Genomic DNA, 20,411 nt, shown 5'->3' on the forward strand with positions numbered 1-20,411 from the left:
CCCGGTCCTGGCCGGGGCGCCTGCCGCGACAATGGGGACATGGACCGCACGTTCGAGGACCTGATCGCAGAGGCCGGATCGGTCTCCGTGGCGGGCTGGGATTTCTCCTGGCTGGACGGCCGGGCGACGGAGCAGCGGCCGTCCTGGGGATATCAGCGGCTGATGAGCGAACGGCTGGCCAAGGCGAGCGCGGCGCTGGACGTCCAGACCGGTGGCGGTGAAGTGCTCGCCGGCGCCGCCCGGTTCCCGCCCATCATGGTGGCCACGGAATCCTGGCCGCCGAATGTCGACAAGGCCACGCGGCTGCTGCATCCGCGAGGCGTCGTGGTGGTCGCCGATTCCGGCGAGCCGCCGCTGCCATTCGCCGACGGCGCGTTCGATCTGGTCGTCAGCCGCCACCCCGCCACGGTCTGGTGGACGGAAATCGCCCGCGTCCTCACCCCCGGCGGCACGTACTTCGCCCAGCACGTCGGCCCCGCCAGCGTTTTCGAGCTGACCGAGTACTTTCTCGGACCGCAGCCCGAAGCACGGGAGAAACGGCACCCGGACCTCGAAAGCGCCGACGCCGTGGCCGCCGGCCTCGAAATCAAGGACCTGCGCCTCGAACGGCTCCGCATGGAGTTCTTCGACATCGGCGCGGTCGTCTACTTCCTGCGCAAGGTGATCTGGATCGTCCCGGGCTTCTCCGTCGACGCGTACCACGACCGCCTGCGGCGCCTGCACGAGCAGATTCGCAAGGACGGCGTGTTCGTCGCGCATTCGTCCCGGTTCCTCATCGAAGCCCGCAAACCCGGCTGACACCCCCCCCGGCGCCGCCGCCGGGTCAGCGACGCAGGGCGTCCACTTCGGCCTCGTACAGGAGGGCGGGGTCGAATGCCATCCCGCCGAAATGGCCGGCGAGTTCCAGGGAGAGCACGCCGTGCAGGCGCGTCCAGAAGGTCAGGGCGCGGCGCTGCACCCGCGCGGGGTGGGAACGCCCCCAATGCGCGACCTGGTCCAGGTTCGCGTCGAGGGCGGCGCCACCGTCCTCCCCGGCCGCGTCCCCCGGCGCGGCCGCGCAGACGTCGAGCATGATCGCCATCAGCTCCCCGGCGATCTCGGCGGTGTCGGGCGGGGCCTGGTAGCCGGGGATGGGCGTCCCGTAGATCAGGAAGTAGCGGTGGGGGACCTCGAACGCCCACCGCCGGACGGTCTCGGCGAGCCCCGCGAGGTCGGTGCCGCCTTCGGCGGTGGCGTGGAAGGCGTCGGCCAGGCTGCGGTAGGCGTCCCGGATCAGCTCGGTGATCAGCTCATCGCGGTTGGCGAAGTAGCGGTAGAGCGCCGGGCCGCTCATCCCCATCTGCTTGGCGATCGCGTTGAGGGACAGCGCGGACGCGCCCGCCGTGGCGATCTGCTCCCACGCCCGATCCTTGATCTCCGTGCGCACCTGCGCCCGGTACCGCTCGCGGGGAGACACCACGGTCTCCGCCATGCCACCGCCTCCTCCGTCAACTCCGTCAACTCAGCGCAGCTCGACCACCAGCGACGATCCGAGTTCTGGACACTCCCTCCGGGCCGCCCCCTTGACGGGAACAGTGTAGCTCCCTCACTCTAGTTAGAAGCTATAACACTAGCGACGGTCTATCGCGCTAGTTCGGGCTTATCCGCTAGGGAGTGCAGGAGCATGAGCAGAGCAGCACGACGAGCAGCGTGGACGCTCACCGCCGCCGTGGCCGCCGGAGCGATGATGATCACTCCGGCGCTCGCCGCGCCCGCCGCCAGCGGCGGGAACGCCCAGCGGCAGGGCCATGGGCAGGCGCCGGAGCAGCCGTCCGGACGGATCGAGTGGCGGGCGTGCGCCGAGATCGAGTTCGAGGGGATGCGGTGCGGGACGATGCGGGTGCCCGTCGACTGGTCCAGGGCCGGCGGGAAGCAGCTCGAACTGGCGCTCGTCCGCCGTCCGGCCGATGATCAGGCGCGCCGCGCCGGCACCCTGATGCTCAACAACGGCATCGGACGGTCCGCGATCGAGCAGCTCAAGCTGGCGATTCGGGCCGGCCTCCCGCACCTCGCGGGGGACATGACGAAGCGCTTCGACATCGTCGCCCTCGATCCGCGCGGCGTCGGGCGCAGCACGCCCATCCGCTGCGCCGAGCCGCTCAGGCCGGCGGGTGTCAGCTATTTCCCGAAGGACCGGCGGGCGTTCCAGAAGCTCGTCACCCACAACCGCGCCCTCGCGCGGGACTGCATCCGCCGGAACGGCGCGCTGATGGCCAACGTCGACGTCACCAGCGTCGCCCGCGACTTCGAGGCGGTGCGCGTGGGCCTCGGGGAGCGGCAGCTCAACTGGTACGGAATCCTCTACAGCAACCTTCTCGGACGCACCTACGCCGACCTGTTCCCAGGACGGCTCCGCACCATGTTCCTGGACACCGCGCTGGACGACACCGGCTCGCCCCTCCGCCGGATCTTCAACGAGGCCACGGCGGCGGAGCAGTCGTTCAACCGGTTCGCCGCCTGGTGCACCGGCTCCCCTGACTGCGTGCTCAAGGGACGCGACGTCGCCGCCGAATACGACGCCCTCGTCGCCCGCGCGGACCGGAGCCCCATCCCCGTGGCGGGTGGCGCGCATCGTCCGCTGACCGGCGAGGACATCCGCGTCGCGACCCAGGAGTTCATGAATGTGTCCTTCATTCAGTGGCCTGGGCTGGCGAAGGCCATTGCGGCGGCCCAGGCGGGCGACGCCTCCGGCTTCACACGCAACCCCGACCGGACGCTCGATCTCGTCCAGGCGCAGGTGCCGACCTGCCTCGACACGGCCCGCCCTGTTCGGACGTTCGACCAGGTCGCGGCGGTGTGGCAGCGGCTCGCGAAGATCTCGCCGCATCTCGGCGGCGCGGTGAGTTCCTGGAACAGGTACGCGGGCTGCATCGGCTGGCCGATCGACGCCACGCCGGTGCGGTCCGGCGGAAAGGTGTGGGGCGCGCCGCCCGCGCTGGTCGCCCAGTCCACGCATCAGGCGCTCGCCCTGCACTCCGAGGGCCAGGCCCTCGCCTCCCAGTTGCCCGGCAGCGTCGTCCTCAGCAGGGACGGTGACGACTACAGCATGTTCCTGGTGTCCCAGTGCGTCCGGGACGCCGCCAACCGCTACCTGGCCGACCGCATCCTTCCCAAGCCGGGCACCGTCTGCACAGACTGACCCCGTCCAACCCGAGAGCCCTGGCCGAGCCCCGGGCCGAGAGCCCTGGCCGCCTTGGCCGGGGCTCTCGGCACGCGGCCCGCGCCCTCCAGGCCACTTCCCTGCTACGTGGGCAAGGTGAGGGACGCCTCTATGGCGTAATGGTCGGACAGTGGGACGTGCCGGCCGTCGGCGAGGCGGACGTGGTCCTTGAAGAGCAGGCGGGTCGTGGCGTCGATTCCCGGCGTGACGAGGAGCTGGTCTATGGGCTCAAGGACGGCGAGCTCGGGACGGAAGGTGGGCGCGGTGTCGCCGTCGAGGGCGTCGCGCAAACCGGTGGCGGACGCGAACTCCCGGAACAGTTCGTGAGACCGGGGGACGTTGAAGTCGCCCATCACGACCTTGGGTTCCGCCGCGTCGATTCGCCCGATGAGCGCGGCCAGTTCGCCGAGTTCGGATTCCTCGACCCTGGTGTAGGCGTTGGACAGGGACCAGTCCATGTCCATGTTCGCGGAAAGGTGTGTGTTCACGATCGTCAGGAATCCGTCCGGGAGCCTGATGCGGGTGAACAGGGCGCCTTTGCGCAGCAGCCATTCCGGACGGGCCGGACGGACAGGCGTGAACGACTGGAAATGGCGGCGCGTGATCGGCCGGCGCGAAAGAGTGACCAGGCCGCCGCGCACCACCGGAAAGGTCGCCGCGTGCGCGATGTGCGCGTACGACTTCGCCGCCCGGCGCAGGTGGGCCAGGTTTCGCGGCGAGATGACCTCCTGTAGGCAGACGACGTCGTAGTCCGATTCCTCGATGAGCCGGGCCAGCACGCCCAGGCGGGCCCGCGAATCGCCGCGGAACAGCGTGTTGAAGGTGAGAATGCGGACGTTCATGAGGTGCCGTGCCCGGCGGCGAGGCGCCGCTCGTCGTCCCACATGGCCATGTCCGTCACTCTACGTGGAAGCCGCACCGCGCAGAACTCCGCCACCTGCCGCCCCCGCGCCCTCCAGCGCCCCAAGCCCTCCAGACGCCGCCATGCCACCCGATGCCCGGCTTTCCGCCTGGTTCCGGACCAGCAGCTACGGCATCCCCTATTTCGGACGGGCCACACCCGGCCCCATTGAGGTATTTCGGCTAAATCCCGAGAAGGCGGGAGTGAGGATGACTAACCGGAGAGCGCAGCGGGCTATCCGGCATGCGTTGAAATGCAGGAGAGGCTGGTGCATGATTGGAGACTCAGCCCCGGCCGTTGTCATGGAGGCTCGTATGTGCATGTCCCGCTGCCCGAGGGGTCACTGAATTCGCGCTCCGGCGATTCACCCCGTGACGATTCACGCGCTCCTGGTAATCCCCTGATCACCTGATCATCGCCGACTTCGTGACGCCGAAAGTGGCACCGATGCACAGCGACCCCGCTCATCTTCCCCTCATCGGCAGGCAGCCGTGCTCGATGGCTTGTTGCGGACGGTCCTCCTGCTTTCACGTGCGCCTGGAGGCGACGGCCGTCCCCGGAGACCGGGCGGGCGGACGTGTTTCCTGCGGCGCCCATCTCGCCGAAGTCGTCCATGAATTGGCGCTGCGGGCGCGCGAACAGCAGCGACACCCCGCTCGGGTCGTCGTCTACGCGATGACGAACGGTCCGCGCCCGGCCGACACGGGCCCCTTCGACCGGCTCGTCCTCGGCGCCATCCCGATCTGACCGCGCCCCGCCCCAGTCGCGCGCCGTACACGCGCCGAACACGCGTCGAAGCCGCGTCGAAGCCGCGCGCCCGGGGCGCCGCGTTCGGTCATGGCTGCATCTGGACATCGGTCTGCGTCCGCCGCGTCCTCGCGCAGAATGGTGTGACATCGCTGAACACATCCGCATCGACCGTCACACAACGGCACCATCGATATGACCATGACTTCACCCGAGACAATGCGCGAGATACCGCCACCCCTGTCCGCCTACCAGCGGGTCGTCAGCACGGACATCGACGTCCTGCACGACACGGTCGAGCCGTACGCGGTCGGCCACGACCTCCAGGCGATCCGGCCCGGTGCACCGCTGGACGGCCAGGTCAACGCCCTCAGCATCGGCGCGATCAACCTGGTCTGGGTGCGGTACGGCGGCGATGGCGTCATCGTGGACACCCCGCCCACCGAGGGGCACTTCGCGATGTGCGCGCCGATGGCGCCCATGGACATCGAGTACCGGGTCACGAAAAGTCGGGACACGACGGGCGGCGGCCACATCCTGTCCCATGACGAGCCGATGCGGATGACGCCGCCGCCGATGATGGGCTGCCTCATCATCGCGACCAGCACCGGACGGCTCGCCGACCACCTCGCAGGCCATCTCGGCCGCGAGCACACCGCCCCGCTGCGCTTCCACGGCTCCGACGAGCCGGGGCTCATCCCGTCCTCGATCGTCGAGCGGACATGGCGGCACGTGTGCGACGTCCTCGACCACGCGACGGCGGCCGGCGGCCTGCATCCCCTCGCGGAGCGCAGCCTGGAGGAGTCGCTGCTCACCGCCCTCCTGCTCGGCCTGCCGCACACGGCGACCGCGACCCTCGCCGAGCCCGAGGAACGGCCCTCGCACCATCTCGCCGGTGTCATCCGCGAATGGGTCGAGGCCCACCACCACCGGCCGATCGGCGTCACCGACATCGCCGCGGCGGCGGGCGTCGGCGTCCGCCAGCTTCAAGCGATCTGCCAGGACGAATGGGGCCTGACACCCACCCGGTTCCTGCGCGGGATACGGCTCGACCACGCCCGCGCCGCCCTCCTCGCGGCACCGCCCGGCCCGCGCGCGGTCACGGCCGCCGCCCAAGCCGCCGGATACGTCCACATGAGCCGCTTCGCCGCCCACTACCGGCAGCGCTTCGGAGAAACCCCCACCCAGACCCTCAACCGGACGACGACGCCCGCCACGACCACCGGTTAGGGCAGTCTCTAAACCGTTCGCCTGACGACTCACACCCGGCCCGAGCTGTGAGCGAGCGCGCGGCGTCCCTTCAAAGAACGCCCGCCCAGCCCCCTTGGCCCGTCCCCACGACGGACGCCAGACTGGGCGAACCGGAGGGTCCGCACCTAACCGAGACCCACTTCAAGCTGGCCCTATTGCTTGCCGTGTGTGCCTGCCGTGCGGGCGCGGGCCAGGTCGGGGGTCTCTGGGCCGCCGTCGATGTGCTCGGCGAACTCGGTGATCCAGCGAGCGAGGAGGTCGGGATGGCTGCGCGCCACCCAGTGCCCGGCCGGTGCGCGCCGCACGTACAGGCGGGTCACCGGACCGCGCGCGGACAGCAGCAGGGACTGGGAGCCGTACCGGTCCTTGATCGGGACGATGAGCTGGACGGGTACGTCCGTCCGCCCATCGCCGTCCGTCCGCCTGGCATCGTCTGACCGGGCGCCGCCAGGACGGGTGGGACGGCGACGGCGGGACATGTTCGCGCGGTACAGGCCGAGGCCGTTGCGGGCGTCGGCCGGCAGGGTGGTGGCCGGGTGGCCCGAGCGCGGGTCGGCGCCCTCCCGGCGCGCCATCAGCCGCGGGAATCCGGCGGCGAGCACGCGGGCCGCGAGCTCGCCGACCTTGGGCGCCATCAGGACCGGCATGTAGACGCTGCGCCGCGCCTGGTCGAGAACCTCGACGACGCCGCGCGGCCCGGACCGGACGGCCCGCCTGGCCCAGCGCGCCATGTGCCGCCGGTCCGGCCCGGAGATCGACGTGAACGAGGCGATGCGGCCCCGCAGCCGGTCGCCGATGACGGCCTCCCAGCCCTGCACCGAACCCCAGTCGTGCCCGACCAGGTGGACGGGCTCGTCCGCGCCGACGCCGTCCAGGACGGCTTCGAGGTCGCCCATGAGCGCGTCCAGCCGGTAGTCGAGCGGATCGGACGGGCTGCTGGACGCCCCGGCACCCCGCACGTCGTAGACGACGACGCGGAACCGTCCGGCGAGGCGTTCGGCCACCTCGTCCCACATCGCGCTGGTGTCCGGGTAGCCGTGCACGAGGACGACCGTCGGCCGATCCCCCTGCCCCTCGCCACGCACCCGCACCGCCAGCCGGATCTCGCCCGACCTCACCCGCTGGTCTCGCATCAACCCGCCTGCCCGTCCATCCGTCGCGTTCGCCTCGCGTCGCGTCGCGTCGCGTCGCGCGCCTCGCATGCATCGTTTCTCGTGAAACTACGCCACTGAGACGGGCCGTCCAATACGGGTGCCGGCGACCCGGCTACCGGACGGGCTGGCGCAGGATCGTGCGCATCTTCTCCGGGTCGGGCTCGCTGGGATCGGACAGGTAGATCTCATGATGCAGGCCGTTCGGCACGACGCCCTCGTCCTTCATCAGCGCGTACATGCGGGCGAGGGACGCGGGCTCATCCGCGTACGCCCCGCGATGGAGCATCTGCACGCATCGTCCCTCCGTGAACGTCACGTGCTGGACGCGCGCAGCCGCAGGCACTTTCGAGCGCACGTCCTCACGGGCCTGGTCCACCGATTCGGTCGCGTCCGGGAGGCGGAGGAACAGATGCCACCACCATTGGTCGCGCGGCACGTCGAACGGCGAACGTTCGTCCTCGACCCACCAGAATCCCTCCAGCGGCGCCATGGGGGCACCGAGCGCGCCCATGACCGCGTACAGCGCGCCGACGCTCTCGCCATAGGCGACGCCGCCGGGCTCACCGCGACCCGTCACGGCCAGCCCCGACACCCGCCCGTGCTCCACCAGTTCCGGTTCCTCCGCCGCCTCGTACCAGCTCACTGGGCATCCTCCACTCTGATCTGCACCTTGGTCTCCAGGTGCTCGGGCGGCGTGGTCGCGGGGTCGTTGAGGTACACCTCGCGGACGGGTCCGGCGGGCGTGTGCCCGTGATCGCCGAACCACGCGAGCACGCCATGGACCGTGAGCGGAATCTCCTCGTACGGGCCGACATGGACGGCCGACGCGAACGAACCACCGGGCAGGACGTCGTCACCGTCCGCCGCCTGGACGACGACGCGGACGTCGAACTCCTCGTCCATGTCCAGCGGGAACAGCCCGATGAGCAGGCCGTCCGGTGTCATCCGGGGCAGCAGGCGCCGCACGCACGCGGCGGTCGCGTCCGGGATCGTCAGCGGGGTCGCGGGCTCCCGCGCCGTGAACACGCGGCGCGCCGGCTCCCGGACGATCGACACCTCGGCCTGCGGCAACCCGTCCGCGACCACGCGGTCGAGGAGCCGCAAGCCGCGCTGCCGCCGGGCGACGTCCGCCTCGATCCGATCGCGCACCTCCTTGAGAGCACGCGCCTCCTTGAGAACGCGTGCCGGGGCATCACGCTCGCCCCCGGACGGGCCCTTGAGGCCATCACGCTCGCCCCGGGACGGGCCCTTGAGGACATCGCGCTCGCCCCCGGACGGGCTGCCCGGGGCCTTGAAGGCGTCGCCCCCGCCCCCGGACAGGACGCGGGCCACGTCCGGCAGCGGCACGTCCATCGCCCGCAGCAGGCCGATCAGCAGCGCGTCCCGCGCCTGGCCAGGCCGGTAGTACCGGTAGCCGGACGACGGGTCCGTCCAGGCCGGGGCGAGCAGCCCGAGATCGTCGTAGTGCCGGAGTTGCTTGACGCTCAGCCGGCACAGCCGCGCGAACCGCCCGATCGGCAGGAGATCATCGCTCACGGGCACCACCCTCATCCCTCCCACAAGGGGAGAGTCCAGCCCGGCGACGAATCAGGACGGGCGCGCCTGCAGACCGGTGCACTCGCGCAGCCCGTTCCACCGCTTGAGGGCGGACGCCGCCGCGGCGCCCTTCAGCGGGATCGGGATGCCACCCGAGATCCGGGCGGGCGCCCACTTGTCCTTGGTGACCTTGCCGTTCTCCACCCTCAGCAGCAGCACCCCGGACTCGGCGGTCTTGCCGTTCGCGGAGTAGAACACGAAGTTGCCCATGCCGTAGTGGACGTATGAGCCGTCCATGTAGCCGCCGCCCAGGGGAATGTGCGCGTGCCCGCCGACGATGATGTCGGCTCCTGCCGCGACCAACTGCTTGGCGAGTTCCTGCTGGCGAGGCAGCGGGCAGGGCTGCAGTTCCGCGCCCCAGTGCAGGTGGACGATGACGACGTCCGAGCCCTTGCGCGCTTCCTTAACCGCCTGCACCATCCGGGGGACGTTCTTGGCCGATGCGAGCCCGCCCTGGGTGTCGGTGGCCGTCCACTGCTGGATCAGGTTGTCGTCCAGTACCTGGGTCGCCCCGACGATGGCGAGCTTGTTGCCCTTCACGGTGACGCGGTACGGACGGAACGCGGCGTCCGCGTCTTTTCCAATGCCGACGACAGGGAAGCCGCTGCGCTTGATGGCGGCCAGGGACTCGCGGAGCCCGCCCTCCATGTAGTCCATGCCGTGGTTGTTGGCCATGGACACGACGTCCACGCCGGAGCCCTGCAGCGCCTTGAACGCGGACGGCGACGCGCGGAAGGTGAACGACTTGGGCGCGGGCGTCCCGCCGCCCGTGGTGATCGCCGTCTCCAGGTTGATCATGGCGAGGTCGGCGGCGCGCAGCTGCTTGGAGACCGGCCCGAGCGCGTCCTTCGGGAGGCCGGCCCGGGAGCGGAGCTGACCCTCGAAGTGCGTGTCGCCGCCGAAGGCCAGGATGATCGGCTCCTTGGCGGGCGGTGCGGGCTTCGTCCCGCCCGGCGAGCCCTGCCCGTTCGGCGGCGAGGTGGTGGCGCCCTTCGCGTCCGACCCGCCAGAACCGCCGGAGCCGCCGCACGCCGCCGCGGCGAGCACCATCATCCCCGCCACGGTCGCCGCAGCGACCGTCTTCCCACGTGTGCTCATCGCCTCACCTCCGCCCCGGCCCGCCTCGGACCTCCGTCATCGGACGCCCCAGCATGCCACGGGCGGCAAGCATCCCTCCCAAAGATGTAAGCTTCATTATCTTGAATGATTCAAGTTTGCTCCGTGCGCAGCGGCACCGGGGCGGCGACGCAGCAAGGAGGGACCGCGCCCATGTCCGACAGGCCGACCACCACCACCGACGCCGGGATCCCCGCGCCGAGCGACGCCCACTCGCAGTCCGTGGGCCCAAACGGCCCGCTGCTGCTGCAGGACCACTACCTGATCCAGAAGATGGCGCACTTCAACCGCGAGCGCGTCCCCGAACGCGTCGTCCATGCCAAGGGCGGCGGAGCGTACGGCACTCTCGAAATCACCGAGGACGTCAGCCAGTACACGCGCGCGAGCCTCTTCCAGAAGGGCGCCCGCACCGAATCGCTCGTGCGGTTCAGCAGCGTCGCCGGGGAGCTCGGCAGCGCCGACGCCGGACGCGACCCGCGCGGCTTCGCGATCAAGTTCTACACCGACGAGGGCAACTACGACCTCGTCGGCAACAACACGCCGGTCTTCTTCATCCGCGACCCGCAGAAGTTCTCCGACTTCATCCACTCGCAGAAGCGCCGCGCCGACAACCACCTGCGCGACAACAACATGCAGTGGGACTTCTGGACGCTGTCACCCGAGTCCGCCCACCAGGTGTCGCTGCTGATGACCGACCGTGGGACGCCCGCGTCCTGGCGCCACATGAACGGGTACGGCTCGCACACGTTCCTCTGGTACAACGCCGCCGGCGAGAAGTTCTGGGTCAAGTACCACTTCAAGACCGACCAGGGCATCAAGAACTTCACCGCCGAAGAGGCCGACGCGCAGGACCCCGACGTCCACATCCGCGACCTCTACGAGGCGATCAAGCGCGGCGACCACCCGTCCTGGACGGTGCAGGTGCAGATCATGCCGTTCGAGGACGCCGCCGACTACCGGTTCAACCCGTTCGACCTCACCAAGGTCTGGCCGCACGCGGACTACCCGCCGATCACCATCGGCCGCTGGACGCTGAACCGGAACCCGGAGAACTACTTCGCCGAGATCGAGCAGGCCGCGTTCGAGCCCGCCAACCTCGTGCCCGGCATCGGCGCGTCCCCGGACAAGATGCTGCAGGGCCGCCTGTTCTCCTACCCGGACGCCCACCGCTACCGGATCGGCGCCAACTACCTGCAACTGCCGGTCAACCGCCCGCACGCGCCCGTCCACACCTACAACAAGGACGGCGCGATGACCTACGTCAACTCCGGCGACCCGGTGTACGCACCGAACTCGGTGGGCGGTCCCGTCGCCGACCCGGCCCTCTGGGCTGGCGACACCTACGGGGTCGCGGGCGAGATCGTCCGCAGCGCCTACACACTGCACCGCGAGGACGACGACTACGGCCAGGCCCGCACCCTCTGGGAGAAGGTCCTCTCGGACGTCGACCGCGACCACATGGTGCACAACATCCTGCTCCACGCGAACGCGCCCGAGGTGACGAGCGAGATGAAGCCGCGCGTCGTCGAGTACTGGCGCAACGTCCACAAGGACCTCGGCGACCGCATCGCCAAGGGCCTCGGCGTGAACGGCTCCTGACCAACCCACGGGGGACGGCCTGCCCACACCGCCGTCCTCCTGGGGGCGCGCCACACCCCGGCAGACCGCGCCCCCAACAGCGGCCGGGCGCCTAACCACCGCCCGGCCGCCCCCACTCCTCCACGCACCCACCCAGCGCCCTACTCCTCCACGCACGCCACCCCGCACCTCCTCCACGCGCACGCCACCAAGCACCTTGCCCTCACGCCCGCCACCCAGCGCCCCACTGCTCCACGCGCACGCCACCGAACGCGTCACCCAACGCCTCTCCCTCCACGCGCCCCGCTGCTCCGCACACGCCACCCCGCACCCACCCCCGCACACGCACGCCACCAGGCGCCCGCTGCTCCACGCGCACGCCACCAGGCGCGCAACCGAGGGCCTCTCCTCTGCGCGCGCCATCCCGCGTCCCACTTCTCCTGCGCGCGCTACCCAGTGCTCCACTCGTCCATGCGCACGCCCACCACACGCGTCACCCAGCGCCACTTCCTCCGCGCACGGCGCCTGGCACCCCACTCCTCCGTGTGCACACCGTCACGCGCCTCGTTCCTCTCGTGCAACGCCTTGCCGCACACTCCTCCGTGAGCGCCGGAAGCGCCTAGCCTTGCCCCTCTGCGGGCGCGGGTCTCGTCAGAGGCACGGGCTCCAGGGCGCTGACCCCGTGGTTTAGGGCCCTTCGGCTGCAGGTACGTATGACTGGCCGCAGGTGAACGCGGACGACTAGTGTCGCGACAGGGGTTCCAGGACGGCCGCGGAGGAGGGGCATGAATCGCAGGACGAACATCTTCCGGCGCATGTCCCGGCCCGAGGGGTCGGCGCGGCTCGCCGACGCCACCGAAGGGCTGGAGCAGGCCCGGGTGCTCGACCGCGTCGTCCGCACCCTGTCCATGGCCGTCCGGCGCGCGCTGCCGCCCGGCCCCGTCAAGGACACCCTGCACGGTGTCCCGTTCGGGCACCCCGCCCACCCACCGCTCTCGGACATGCCCATCGGGTTCTGGGTGTCCGCGGCCGTGCTCGACCTCATGCCCGGCGGGCGCCGCGCGTCGCAGACGCTCGTGGCGGCGGGGCTCGCGAGCGCCGTGCCGACCGTCCTCACCGGCATCGCCGACTGGTCCGCGCTGCATCGCGAGCAGCAGCGGGTCGGGCTCGTCCACGCGGCGGGGATGGCGACGGCGAGCACGCTCTACTCCCTGTCCCTCGTGGCCCGCTACCAGGGACGGGACGCCGCCGGACGTGCCTTCGGCTTCGCCGGCCTCACCGCACTCTTCACGGGCGCCTACCTCGGCGGGCACCTGGCGTTCCGGCAGGCCGCGGGCGCCAGCCACGCCGACCAGGTCGGCCACCTCGTCCCGCTCGGCTGGCACGACCTCTGCGCCGTCGAGGAGCTCCCGGACGGCTGGCCCGTCCACCGGCGCCTCGGCTATATCGGCCTGTTCGTCCTGCGCACGGGCGACGACATCCACGTCCTCGCCGACCGCTGCAGCCACCTCGCGGGACCGCTCCACCAAGGCCGCATCGTCACCGACGACAACGCCGACACGTGCGTCATCTGCCCCTGGCACGGCAGCACGTTCCGCGTCCAGGACGGCTCGGTCGTGCACGGCCCCGCCACGGCCCGCCAGCCCGCCTTCGAGACCCGCGTGACGGACGAGGGCACCGTCCAGGTCCGCCCTTACTGACCAGGCCCAAGCGGTCGCTCACGGCCCGACTCGGACGCGAGCCGGAGCCGGGCCAGGAGCGACGTGAGCGCCGTTGAGGAGGACCAGGTCGCCGGTCGCGATCCGGCGGCTCTGGACGGCGCGGTGCAGGGCGTAGGGGAGGGTGGCGGCGCCGAGCGCCGTGACGAGACGTTGGCCCGGCCTAGCTGAGCTGCCTGACCAGACGTTTCTCGCGGACGCTCGTCAGGATCTCCCCGACCGCTTCGGGCTGATCGCTGAGGCTGAGGCTGGGGTTGGAATCGGGGTTGGGGTTGGGTCGTGCGGGCTGGGTGAAGGGCGCGGGAGCGGTGCCGCGGGCGGCGATCCGTGCCGAGGTGATCGTGAGGTCGAAGTGGGCCCACACCATGGCGGCGCCGGACAGGCGGCGGGCCGTGGCGCGGATGAGATGGACGTCCGGGGAAGCGGGGACGATCAGCAGGAGGGAGACGCCGCGGTCGAGATCGGCCGCGGTGGGGCTGTCGGGCCAGATCGCCACGCGCAGCAGCCGGCCGTCGATCACGCGCAGTTCTCCGGTGTCGGGAACACAGATCCGCGGCGGGCCGTCCGCCGAAGGCGTGATCATGATGACGGGGCGCTGCCGCGCCTGGGAGCTCTTGATGGCGTTGAGGGAGGTCGCGAGGACGTCGGGCGATGCTGACATCGGCAGGTCCGCCTTACGTCGAAGGTCCGGCCGGCCCGGCGTCCGGACCGGTCGCACATCCACCGGTTATCGAATGTATGTTCGATCCTAGTGCATCACACCGCCCGCACGCGCCCGGTTATTCGGATTCGTGGGCCTGGTCGGAGGTGGGGTACTCGACCAGGGCCAGCACCCGGCTGGACATGAAGCGGGCCGTGCGGACGGCGGTGCCGGTGCGGGTGACCTCGCTGACCTCCACGACTCCACGGCGGGTCGCGATCTCCACGCGGCGGCCCGCCCGGCTCGCCACGACCTCGTACGTCCGCGTTCCCTCGCCACCGGCATCGATGACGATCTCGACCCTGTCGCCCTTCATCCGTGCGAACCTCCGGTAGTCGAACGTATATTCGACTTATACCCGGAACAACAGGCTGCCAACCCCTCCGGAACGGCGAGAATGCGCTGGTCAGGCCACGAGATTGACGATCGCCACGAGACCGACGACCACGATGACGCCGCGCAGCACCATCGGCGGGATCCGGCGTCCGACACGGGCGCCGATCAGCCCGCCGACGGTGGCACCGGACGCGATCAGCAGCACCGCCCACCAGTTGATCTCGGTGTCGGAGACCAGCCACAGCAGCGTGAACAGCACCGCCGCGGAACCGTTCACGATCGCCGACAGGACGTTCTTGGCCGCGTTCACGCGCTGCAGATCCTCGTCCAGCATGATGCCGAGGAGCGCGATGAGGATGACGCCCTGCGCAGCCCCGAAGTAACCCCCGTAGACGCCGGCCAGCAGGACCCCGATCCACAGCACCGCGCCGCCGTGCGGACGGTGCTCGCCTTCCCGGCGGCGCAGCACCCATTTCTGCAGCCGCGGCTGCACCAGCACCAGGACCAGCGCGATCGCGATCAGTGCGATGACGATGACGTCGAACGCCTCGGCGGGAAGGCCCAGCAGGAGAAGCCCGCCGAGCACGGCGCCGATCAGCGAGCCGGACCCGAGCCGCAGCAGCCGCTCGCGCTGCCCCTTCAGCTCCTCGCGATAGCCGTACGCGCCGGTCGCGCTGCCCGGAACGAGCCCGATGGTGTTGGACACGTTCGCCACCACGGGCGGGTACCCGAGCGCCACCAGCGTCGGGAAGGTGATCAGCGAGCCGGAACCCACGACGGTGTTGATGCCACCGGCGGCGACCCCTGCCGCGAACACCGCGACCGCGTCCAGCAGGTTCACGTCGGATCCACCCCGGCCTACGAGTCCAGTACGGCGCACACATCGTAGGGACACGGCCGTCCAGCACCATCGTCTGGGGGTGCTTCTAGGACGAATCACCCCGTTTCAACGGCCAGACCACCGCCTCAGCGCCCGGGTTCGACGACCGGATCCGCGGGGGCCGGGCGGGGGCCAGGCGGGTCAGCGAGCGGGTCAGCGGGCGGAGCGGGCGTACCAGCGGCCGTTCTGGCGCTCGATGGCCAGCGGGAGGCCGAAGGTGCCCGACAGGTGCTCGGCGGTGAAGACCTCGTCCACCTTGCCCTGCGCGACGACCTCGCCGCCGCGCAGCAGCAGCGCGTGCGTGAAACCCTCCGGGACCTCCTCCACGTGGTGCGTGACCATCGCCATCGTGGGTGCCGTGGGGTCGTCGGCGAGGGCGGCAAGGCGGGCGACGAGGTCCTCACGGCCGCCGAGATCGAGGCCGGCGGCGGGCTCGTCCAGCAGGAGCAGCTCGGGATCGGGCATCAGCGCGCGGGCGATCTGGACGCGCTTGCGCTCGCCCTCCGACAGCGTGCTGAACGTGCGCCGGATCAGGTCGGAGCAGCCGAGCGCGTCCAGCAGCGCGACGGCGCGACTCACGTCCGCCGACTCGTACTCCTCGCGCCAGCGGCCGATAATCGCGTACGACGCAGTCAGCACCAGATCGATGACCTTCTCGCCGGCCGGGACCTTCTCCGCGAGGGACGAGCTCGCGAGCCCGATCCGGGGCCGCAGCTCGAACACGTCCGTGCGGCCGAGCTCCTCCTCCAGGATCTCGGCCGTGCCGTCGGACGGATGCATCATCGCGGCGGCGATCTGGAGCAGCGTCGTCTTCCCGGCGCCGTTCGGACCGACGATGACCCACCGGTCGCCCTCGTTCACCGTCCACGTGACATCGCGCAGCAGGGTCGCCCTGCCGCGCCTGACCCCGACTCCGCGGAGCTGAAGTACTTCGCCGGCCATCGCGCCCCTTCGTCCCCAATCCCGGTGGTCGCTGATCCTCAGAAGAGAACCTATGCGATTGAGGCGCAGGCGTGGCCCCCGGGTTTACCACCCACGACGGTGTCCCCGAGGACACGGAGGCGGTACCCCTGAGGATCTGGCCGCAGCGACCCGAGAACGCGGCCGCGGCGACCCCGAGGATCCGGCGACGGCGCAAGAGGTTCGTTACGTTCCGCGGCACCGTCGGCCCGAGCGCTTATGGTGGTTCGCATGCCGATCAGGGAGTATTGGGAACGGCGATGAGCAAGGACGCAGCGACCGCACTGGTCGCGTGGGGGAATGCGTGGCTGACCGGACACGTCGGCCTGGACGAGGCGGTCGACGCGGTCGAGAAGAGCGCGGGCCCGCAGATCCTGGGCGGCGAACCCGCCGAGGTGACGCTCCGCCGCGGCCTCGGTGACCTGCGCGTCGGCGGCATGGCGGCGCTACGGCTCGCCCTGCCCGAGCCCGGCGACCCCCTCGGACTGAGCGGCCCACCGGAGCTGAACCGCGTGGCAATCGACGCGGGCGCGGCCGTCGTCGCGGTGCTCGGCGCGCGGGCGATCGGGCTCGTCCCGTCCGAGGACCGGCGCGGATCGTCCTACGTCGGCGTCCGCTGGACGACTCATGACGCGTCGCCCGGCGCGCCCGACGTCCCGTCCCTCGCGGACGCCGACCGGCAGCTCACCCTGGCCATGCGGGACGCCACCGAGGCACTGCTGACCGTCGACGACCTCACCGGCGTCCCGCCCGAGATCGCCGACGCGCTCACCGACCTGCGCGACCCGGACCGCGGCGACCACCCGCTCGCCCCCGGCTACCCGCCCCGCGCACACCGCGTCGCCGCACTCGCGGGCCGGCTGTCCCTCGTCGTCGACCTGGCCCGCCAGTTGGACGACGGCGGCCTCAGCGCCGACCAAATGCGACGCCGAGGCGAGGCCCTCCGCCTACTGGACGGCGCCGTCCGCCGCGCCCTGGTCGCAGCATGCAACAGCGCCTTCGACCCCGTCCCATAGACACCATCCACAAACGCCGACCCATAGTCGCGGACCCGCAGGCACCGTCCCGCAGGCGCTAACTCGAAGGCGCCAATCCGCAGACGCCATCCCCAGACCCCGTCCCCCTAGGGCCGTCCCCCAGGTACCGCCCCGCAGGCGCCATCCCACAAGCACCGCACTACACGCACTGTCCGCAAGCGCCGTTCCGCAGGCCGTTTCGTAAGCACCGCCCTGCAGACGTCGAACCCGTGGACGCCGAGCCGCAGGCACGTCCAACAAGCGCTGACCCACAGGGCGCCAGCCCGTAGAACCGTCCAATAGGAAACGGGGCGTCCCGCGAAGGGACGCCCCGCTATGTCACGCGCCGGACGGCGGCTCGAGAAGCAGGCCGACGAATCAGGCGCGGACCACGAGGGTGTTGCAGACCTTGTCGGCGAACGTCTGCTTGCGCTCGTCCCACAGCGGCCAGAGGAAGCCGAGACCGCACAGCGCCTGGTCGAGCATGTGCGCGATCTTGCGGACGAAGGCCATACCGAAGCCGATCGGCTGGCCCGTCTGCGCGCTGACGAGCCGGATGCCCATCTGCCGCTTGCCGATGGACTGGCCGGTCGTCCCCTCCTGGTGGCAGATCCACAGACCGCCCGCGAACGAGATGATCCCGCCGACCAACACCAGCAGGACACCGAACAGGGCGGCGCCGCCGCTTCCGGTGGCGGAGAGGATGAGGAACAGGATGTACATGACGAACAGCGGGGCGCCGAAGATCAGGTAGTCGATGATGTAGCCACCCGCACGCGAGCCCCACTCGGCCAGCTGGCCCGTCGAGCCGTAGTGGTGGTGGTGCACCTCCTGGTAGCCGGCCTGGGCCGGGGGCGCCGGCGGCTGGCCGTACCCGGGCTGGGCGACGGGAGGCTGCTGACCATAGCCCGGCTGCGCCGGAGGCTGCTGGCCGTACCCGGGCTGGGGAACGGGAGGCTGTTGACCGTAGCCCGGCTGCGCCGGAGGCTGGCCGTAGCCCGGCTGGGCCGGGGGCTGCTGGCCGTACCCGGGCTGTTGCTGCCCGTAGCCCGGCTGCTGACCGTAGGGGTCGTAGGGGTTACCCACACTTGCTCCTTATTGATTGACCCTGTGGTTGTGTGACGCCCGCCGGACCCGGTGGGCTCCGCAAGTCTGGCCGAGGACCGGCCACAGCTCAAACCCGCAGAATTCCGAACCGGACGAGCTGCCACAGCTCCGACCCCACGAGGGCGGTGCCGAGCATCCAGGCACGGGTCTTCGGCTGGAGTGCCCACCACCGTCCTCCCGGCCCCAGTGGTGCGAGCGCAAACGCGATCGCGCCGGTGAGCGCCACCGGGTTCGCAAGCGCGGCCTGGGCCGGACGGCCCCCGCCGAGCTCGATGAACACGGTGGTGCCCCCGCACAGGGGACACGGAATTCCGGTGAGCGCCCGTAGGGGACAGAGCACGCCGGGGTCGTTGACACGGTGGATCCATGACGCGCCGACGGCCGCGATGGCCATCGCCGCAACACGCAGCACCACACCCAGGGGTCCGTGCCGCGCTGCGGTGAGGGTCCGGCTGACGATCCCCCCGAGCACACCTTCCGGTGCACTGGTGGCCGCCGCCCCGGGCGCTCCCCCCAACGAATCCTCCGCCTCGATGACATACAGATGAGTGACCCGTATACCGGGTGCACCCTGAGGCGGGTCAAGTCCTGGCAACGATCTGCGATCGGACCGTTACCGAGTGCTGAGTGACATCGCCCCAGGGGCAAGAGTAGGACAAATCGCCAGCTACATGGGCACTCTTTCGCCCGACGGGTCCTACGAATCGCCCGAAAACGTGACACGTCCCGCACCCGGGTGACGCTGTCCCGAACATCACGACGACCGCGACGAACCCGAACGAAAGGGTGGCGAAGAACACGCCGCGCGAGCCATCAGAACAGCGCCAGCCGACCTCTCCCAAACGGACCCACGGCGCGCCGGAAATAGGGCAGATCACCATCCCGGAAGAGACACGGACTCACCTACGAACAGCGATCAGGAGCAAGCACGAACGTCGCGCCAAGCAAGGAAGCACCAGCGGCCCACCGAGGACGCACCCGCAAGCATGAACGCACACCGGAGCCGTGCGCGCGGGACACGAAGCCCAGGACACGAGACACAGCCCGCGAGCCCCAGGAGCGCGGGGAGAGATCGAGCGCGGCGGCGGACACGTTTGACGCGGGCACACGTGCGACGCAGGCACACGAAGCACGAGGACACGAAGCACGGGGACAACGCGGGGCGCGAAACACACGGGGCGGGGCGCGAGATCTAGCGCGCTAGACACAGCCCGCGACGCACCGCAGGCGGGACACGGACACACGTGGGATGCGGACACATGTGGGACGCGGACACACGTGGGACGCGGTCTTGGGGCCCGGAAGGGGACACGAGGCGCGGGCCCGGAGGGGGACGTGCAGACGCGGGCATGTGGAGCGCGGGAGGCAACGCGAGGCACAGGGCACGCTCGGCACCGGGCACGGGCAACGCAAGGCACGGCGGGCGGTGCACGGGACACGCTCGGCGCGGGGGCGGAGCGCGGAGCGCGGGGGGCGCGGAGCGCGGAGCGCGGGGGCAACACGGAACATGGGACACAGGGCTGGAGGCGCAGGGTGCAGGACAGGTGGACGCGAGGGCATGTGGGACGCGGGCACACACGTGGAGCACGAGTCATGGGCCCGGAAGCGCGAGGCGCGGGGTCTAGAGGGGCCACCAGGCGCGGGGCCCGGAGGGCGCCACCAGACTCGGGAGCCGGCCTGGGGCACAAGGCACGGGGCACGCGGAACGCGGGAGGCAACGCGGGCCACGGCGGGCGGGCACAGAGCCCGAGGGCACAGAGCCCCGGGGGCACGGGGCAACGCGCGGGACACAGGGTGCAAGGCGCAGGGGCGCGCCGAGAGGTGGGACGCGGGGACACGGGGCGCGAACCACGCGGAGCATTTTGGGGGCGCGAACCACGCGGAGCATTGGGGGCGCGGGGCACGCGGAGCATTGGGGGAAGTGGGGTGGGCGGAGCACTGAGGGACGCGGAACACCCCCCGGGTAACGCGGGGCACGGGGCAGAGGGGTGTGGGGACGCGGGTGCTGGTGCGGGGACACGGGCGTGAGCGCGGAGACACGGGCGCCTGTGGAAACGAAAACGCGGGGATACCGGGGCGCGGAGAAATGGATGAGCCTCGGTGTGGCCCGGGCGTGGGGAAGGGTCGGCGCGAGGGAGGGGTGCGGGGTGGG

General features: G+C 70.9%; 19 protein-coding genes. 7 read left to right on the forward strand and 12 right to left on the reverse strand.

Going from position 1 to position 20,411, the window contains the following annotated elements:
* Window positions 1-39 precede the first annotated feature (39 nt).
* The gene (locus ACH34S_RS10990; RefSeq protein ID WP_395952395.1) at window positions 40-798 is read left to right on the forward strand and encodes a class I SAM-dependent methyltransferase; all 759 of its coding nucleotides are present in this window, start codon (window positions 40-42) and stop codon (window positions 796-798) included.
* A 25-nt stretch (window positions 799-823) separates the two neighbouring features.
* Here the strand turns inward: ACH34S_RS10990 and ACH34S_RS10995 are convergent, their stop codons facing one another.
* Entirely contained in the window at window positions 824-1,471 is a 648-nt protein-coding gene (locus ACH34S_RS10995) for a TetR/AcrR family transcriptional regulator (protein ID WP_395952396.1), read from the reverse strand.
* A 192-nt stretch (window positions 1,472-1,663) separates the two neighbouring features.
* On the opposite strand from ACH34S_RS10995, the gene ACH34S_RS11000 reads away from it, so the two are divergent.
* Window positions 1,664-3,178 carry an alpha/beta fold hydrolase gene (locus ACH34S_RS11000; protein WP_395952397.1) on the forward strand — a complete coding sequence of 505 codons (1,515 nt, stop codon included), beginning with the start codon at window positions 1,664-1,666 and terminating at the stop codon, window positions 3,176-3,178.
* Between the two features lie 104 nt (window positions 3,179-3,282).
* Here ACH34S_RS11000 and ACH34S_RS11005 read toward each other — a convergent pair whose 3' ends face one another.
* The gene (locus tag ACH34S_RS11005) at window positions 3,283-4,041 is read right to left on the reverse strand and encodes an endonuclease/exonuclease/phosphatase family protein (protein ID WP_395952398.1); all 759 of its coding nucleotides are present in this window, start codon (window positions 4,039-4,041) and stop codon (window positions 3,283-3,285) included.
* A 590-nt stretch (window positions 4,042-4,631) separates the two neighbouring features.
* Between ACH34S_RS11005 and ACH34S_RS11010 the strand changes: the two genes are divergently transcribed.
* Both ACH34S_RS11010 and ACH34S_RS11015 read left to right on the forward strand, forming a co-directional pair.
* A complete protein-coding gene (locus ACH34S_RS11010) occupies window positions 4,632-4,847 on the forward strand; it encodes a hypothetical protein (RefSeq protein WP_395952399.1) in 216 nt (71 codons plus the stop codon).
* Window positions 4,848-5,048: 201 nt separating this feature from the next.
* A complete protein-coding gene (locus ACH34S_RS11015; protein WP_395952400.1) occupies window positions 5,049-6,077 on the forward strand; it encodes a helix-turn-helix domain-containing protein in 1,029 nt (342 codons plus the stop codon).
* Between the two features lie 173 nt (window positions 6,078-6,250).
* Here ACH34S_RS11015 and ACH34S_RS11020 read toward each other — a convergent pair whose 3' ends face one another.
* From ACH34S_RS11020 to ACH34S_RS11035, 4 genes are all read right to left on the reverse strand, one after another.
* Complete coding sequence (locus ACH34S_RS11020; RefSeq protein ID WP_395952401.1) at window positions 6,251-7,231, reverse strand: alpha/beta fold hydrolase; 981 nt, start codon at window positions 7,229-7,231, stop codon at window positions 6,251-6,253.
* Between the two features lie 133 nt (window positions 7,232-7,364).
* Window positions 7,365-7,895 carry a GyrI-like domain-containing protein gene (locus ACH34S_RS11025; protein WP_395952402.1) on the reverse strand — a complete coding sequence of 177 codons (531 nt, stop codon included), beginning with the start codon at window positions 7,893-7,895 and terminating at the stop codon, window positions 7,365-7,367.
* Window positions 7,892-8,788: a GyrI-like domain-containing protein gene (locus ACH34S_RS11030; protein WP_395952403.1), complete on the reverse strand. Its 897-nt coding sequence runs from the start codon at window positions 8,786-8,788 to the stop codon at window positions 7,892-7,894. The genes ACH34S_RS11025 and ACH34S_RS11030 overlap by 4 nt, the downstream gene beginning before the upstream one ends.
* A 51-nt stretch (window positions 8,789-8,839) precedes the next feature.
* Window positions 8,840-9,946, reverse strand: coding sequence for a CapA family protein (locus tag ACH34S_RS11035; protein WP_395952404.1), 1,107 nt, complete (start codon window positions 9,944-9,946; stop codon window positions 8,840-8,842).
* Between the two features lie 171 nt (window positions 9,947-10,117).
* Between ACH34S_RS11035 and ACH34S_RS11040 the strand changes: the two genes are divergently transcribed.
* Together ACH34S_RS11040 and ACH34S_RS11045 are read left to right on the forward strand one after the other, a co-directional pair.
* Complete coding sequence (locus ACH34S_RS11040) at window positions 10,118-11,563, forward strand: catalase (RefSeq protein ID WP_395952405.1); 1,446 nt, start codon at window positions 10,118-10,120, stop codon at window positions 11,561-11,563.
* A 764-nt stretch (window positions 11,564-12,327) separates the two neighbouring features.
* Window positions 12,328-13,242 carry a Rieske 2Fe-2S domain-containing protein gene (locus ACH34S_RS11045; protein WP_395952406.1) on the forward strand — a complete coding sequence of 305 codons (915 nt, stop codon included), beginning with the start codon at window positions 12,328-12,330 and terminating at the stop codon, window positions 13,240-13,242.
* A gap of 181 nt (window positions 13,243-13,423) precedes the next feature.
* Here the strand turns inward: ACH34S_RS11045 and ACH34S_RS11050 are convergent, their stop codons facing one another.
* The 4 genes from ACH34S_RS11050 to ACH34S_RS11065 form a co-directional block, all read right to left on the reverse strand.
* A complete protein-coding gene (locus ACH34S_RS11050) occupies window positions 13,424-13,921 on the reverse strand; it encodes a hypothetical protein (RefSeq protein WP_395952407.1) in 498 nt (165 codons plus the stop codon).
* 118 nt (window positions 13,922-14,039) lie between these two features.
* The gene (locus ACH34S_RS11055; protein ID WP_328359731.1) at window positions 14,040-14,276 is read right to left on the reverse strand and encodes a hypothetical protein; all 237 of its coding nucleotides are present in this window, start codon (window positions 14,274-14,276) and stop codon (window positions 14,040-14,042) included.
* Between the two features lie 90 nt (window positions 14,277-14,366).
* Complete coding sequence (locus tag ACH34S_RS11060) at window positions 14,367-15,137, reverse strand: sulfite exporter TauE/SafE family protein (protein ID WP_395952408.1); 771 nt, start codon at window positions 15,135-15,137, stop codon at window positions 14,367-14,369.
* Between the two features lie 192 nt (window positions 15,138-15,329).
* On the reverse strand, window positions 15,330-16,118 hold the full coding sequence (locus ACH34S_RS11065) for an ABC transporter ATP-binding protein (protein WP_395952409.1): 789 nt from the start codon (window positions 16,116-16,118) through the stop codon (window positions 15,330-15,332).
* A gap of 278 nt (window positions 16,119-16,396) precedes the next feature.
* On the opposite strand from ACH34S_RS11065, the gene ACH34S_RS11070 reads away from it, so the two are divergent.
* The gene (locus tag ACH34S_RS11070) at window positions 16,397-17,152 is read left to right on the forward strand and encodes a hypothetical protein (protein WP_395952410.1); all 756 of its coding nucleotides are present in this window, start codon (window positions 16,397-16,399) and stop codon (window positions 17,150-17,152) included.
* Window positions 17,153-17,530: 378 nt separating this feature from the next.
* Here the strand turns inward: ACH34S_RS11070 and ACH34S_RS11075 are convergent, their stop codons facing one another.
* Both ACH34S_RS11075 and ACH34S_RS11080 read right to left on the reverse strand, forming a co-directional pair.
* Window positions 17,531-18,238, reverse strand: coding sequence for an RDD family protein (locus ACH34S_RS11075; RefSeq protein WP_395952411.1), 708 nt, complete (start codon window positions 18,236-18,238; stop codon window positions 17,531-17,533).
* Window positions 18,239-18,326: 88 nt separating this feature from the next.
* Complete coding sequence (locus ACH34S_RS11080; protein ID WP_395952412.1) at window positions 18,327-18,674, reverse strand: DUF2752 domain-containing protein; 348 nt, start codon at window positions 18,672-18,674, stop codon at window positions 18,327-18,329.
* Window positions 18,675-20,411: the final 1,737 nt, after the last annotated feature.

Source organism: Actinomadura sp. 3N508, assembly GCF_044326375.1.
Lineage (GTDB): Bacteria > Actinomycetota > Actinomycetes > Streptosporangiales > Streptosporangiaceae > Spirillospora.

Bases quoted from the DNA above. Each gene is read 5' to 3' on its own strand.
- ACH34S_RS11005 (WP_395952398.1), bottom strand. From the start codon at position 4,041: ATGAACGTCCGCATTCTCACCTTCAACACGCTGTTCCGCGGCGATTCG.
- ACH34S_RS11035 (WP_395952404.1), bottom strand. From the start codon at position 9,946: ATGAGCACACGTGGGAAGACGGTCGCTGCGGCGACCGTGGCGGGGATG.
- ACH34S_RS11050 (WP_395952407.1), bottom strand. From the start codon at position 13,921: ATGTCAGCATCGCCCGACGTCCTCGCGACCTCCCTCAACGCCATCAAG.
- ACH34S_RS11070 (WP_395952410.1), top strand. From the start codon at position 16,397: ATGAGCAAGGACGCAGCGACCGCACTGGTCGCGTGGGGGAATGCGTGG.
- ACH34S_RS10995 (WP_395952396.1), bottom strand. From the start codon at position 1,471: ATGGCGGAGACCGTGGTGTCTCCCCGCGAGCGGTACCGGGCGCAGGTG.
- ACH34S_RS11040 (WP_395952405.1), top strand. From the start codon at position 10,118: ATGTCCGACAGGCCGACCACCACCACCGACGCCGGGATCCCCGCGCCG.
- ACH34S_RS11015 (WP_395952400.1), top strand. From the start codon at position 5,049: ATGACTTCACCCGAGACAATGCGCGAGATACCGCCACCCCTGTCCGCC.
- ACH34S_RS11045 (WP_395952406.1), top strand. From the start codon at position 12,328: ATGAATCGCAGGACGAACATCTTCCGGCGCATGTCCCGGCCCGAGGGG.
- ACH34S_RS11055 (WP_328359731.1), bottom strand. From the start codon at position 14,276: ATGAAGGGCGACAGGGTCGAGATCGTCATCGATGCCGGTGGCGAGGGA.
- ACH34S_RS11000 (WP_395952397.1), top strand. From the start codon at position 1,664: ATGAGCAGAGCAGCACGACGAGCAGCGTGGACGCTCACCGCCGCCGTG.
- ACH34S_RS11065 (WP_395952409.1), bottom strand. From the start codon at position 16,118: ATGGCCGGCGAAGTACTTCAGCTCCGCGGAGTCGGGGTCAGGCGCGGC.
- ACH34S_RS10990 (WP_395952395.1), top strand. From the start codon at position 40: ATGGACCGCACGTTCGAGGACCTGATCGCAGAGGCCGGATCGGTCTCC.
- ACH34S_RS11020 (WP_395952401.1), bottom strand. From the start codon at position 7,231: ATGCGAGACCAGCGGGTGAGGTCGGGCGAGATCCGGCTGGCGGTGCGG.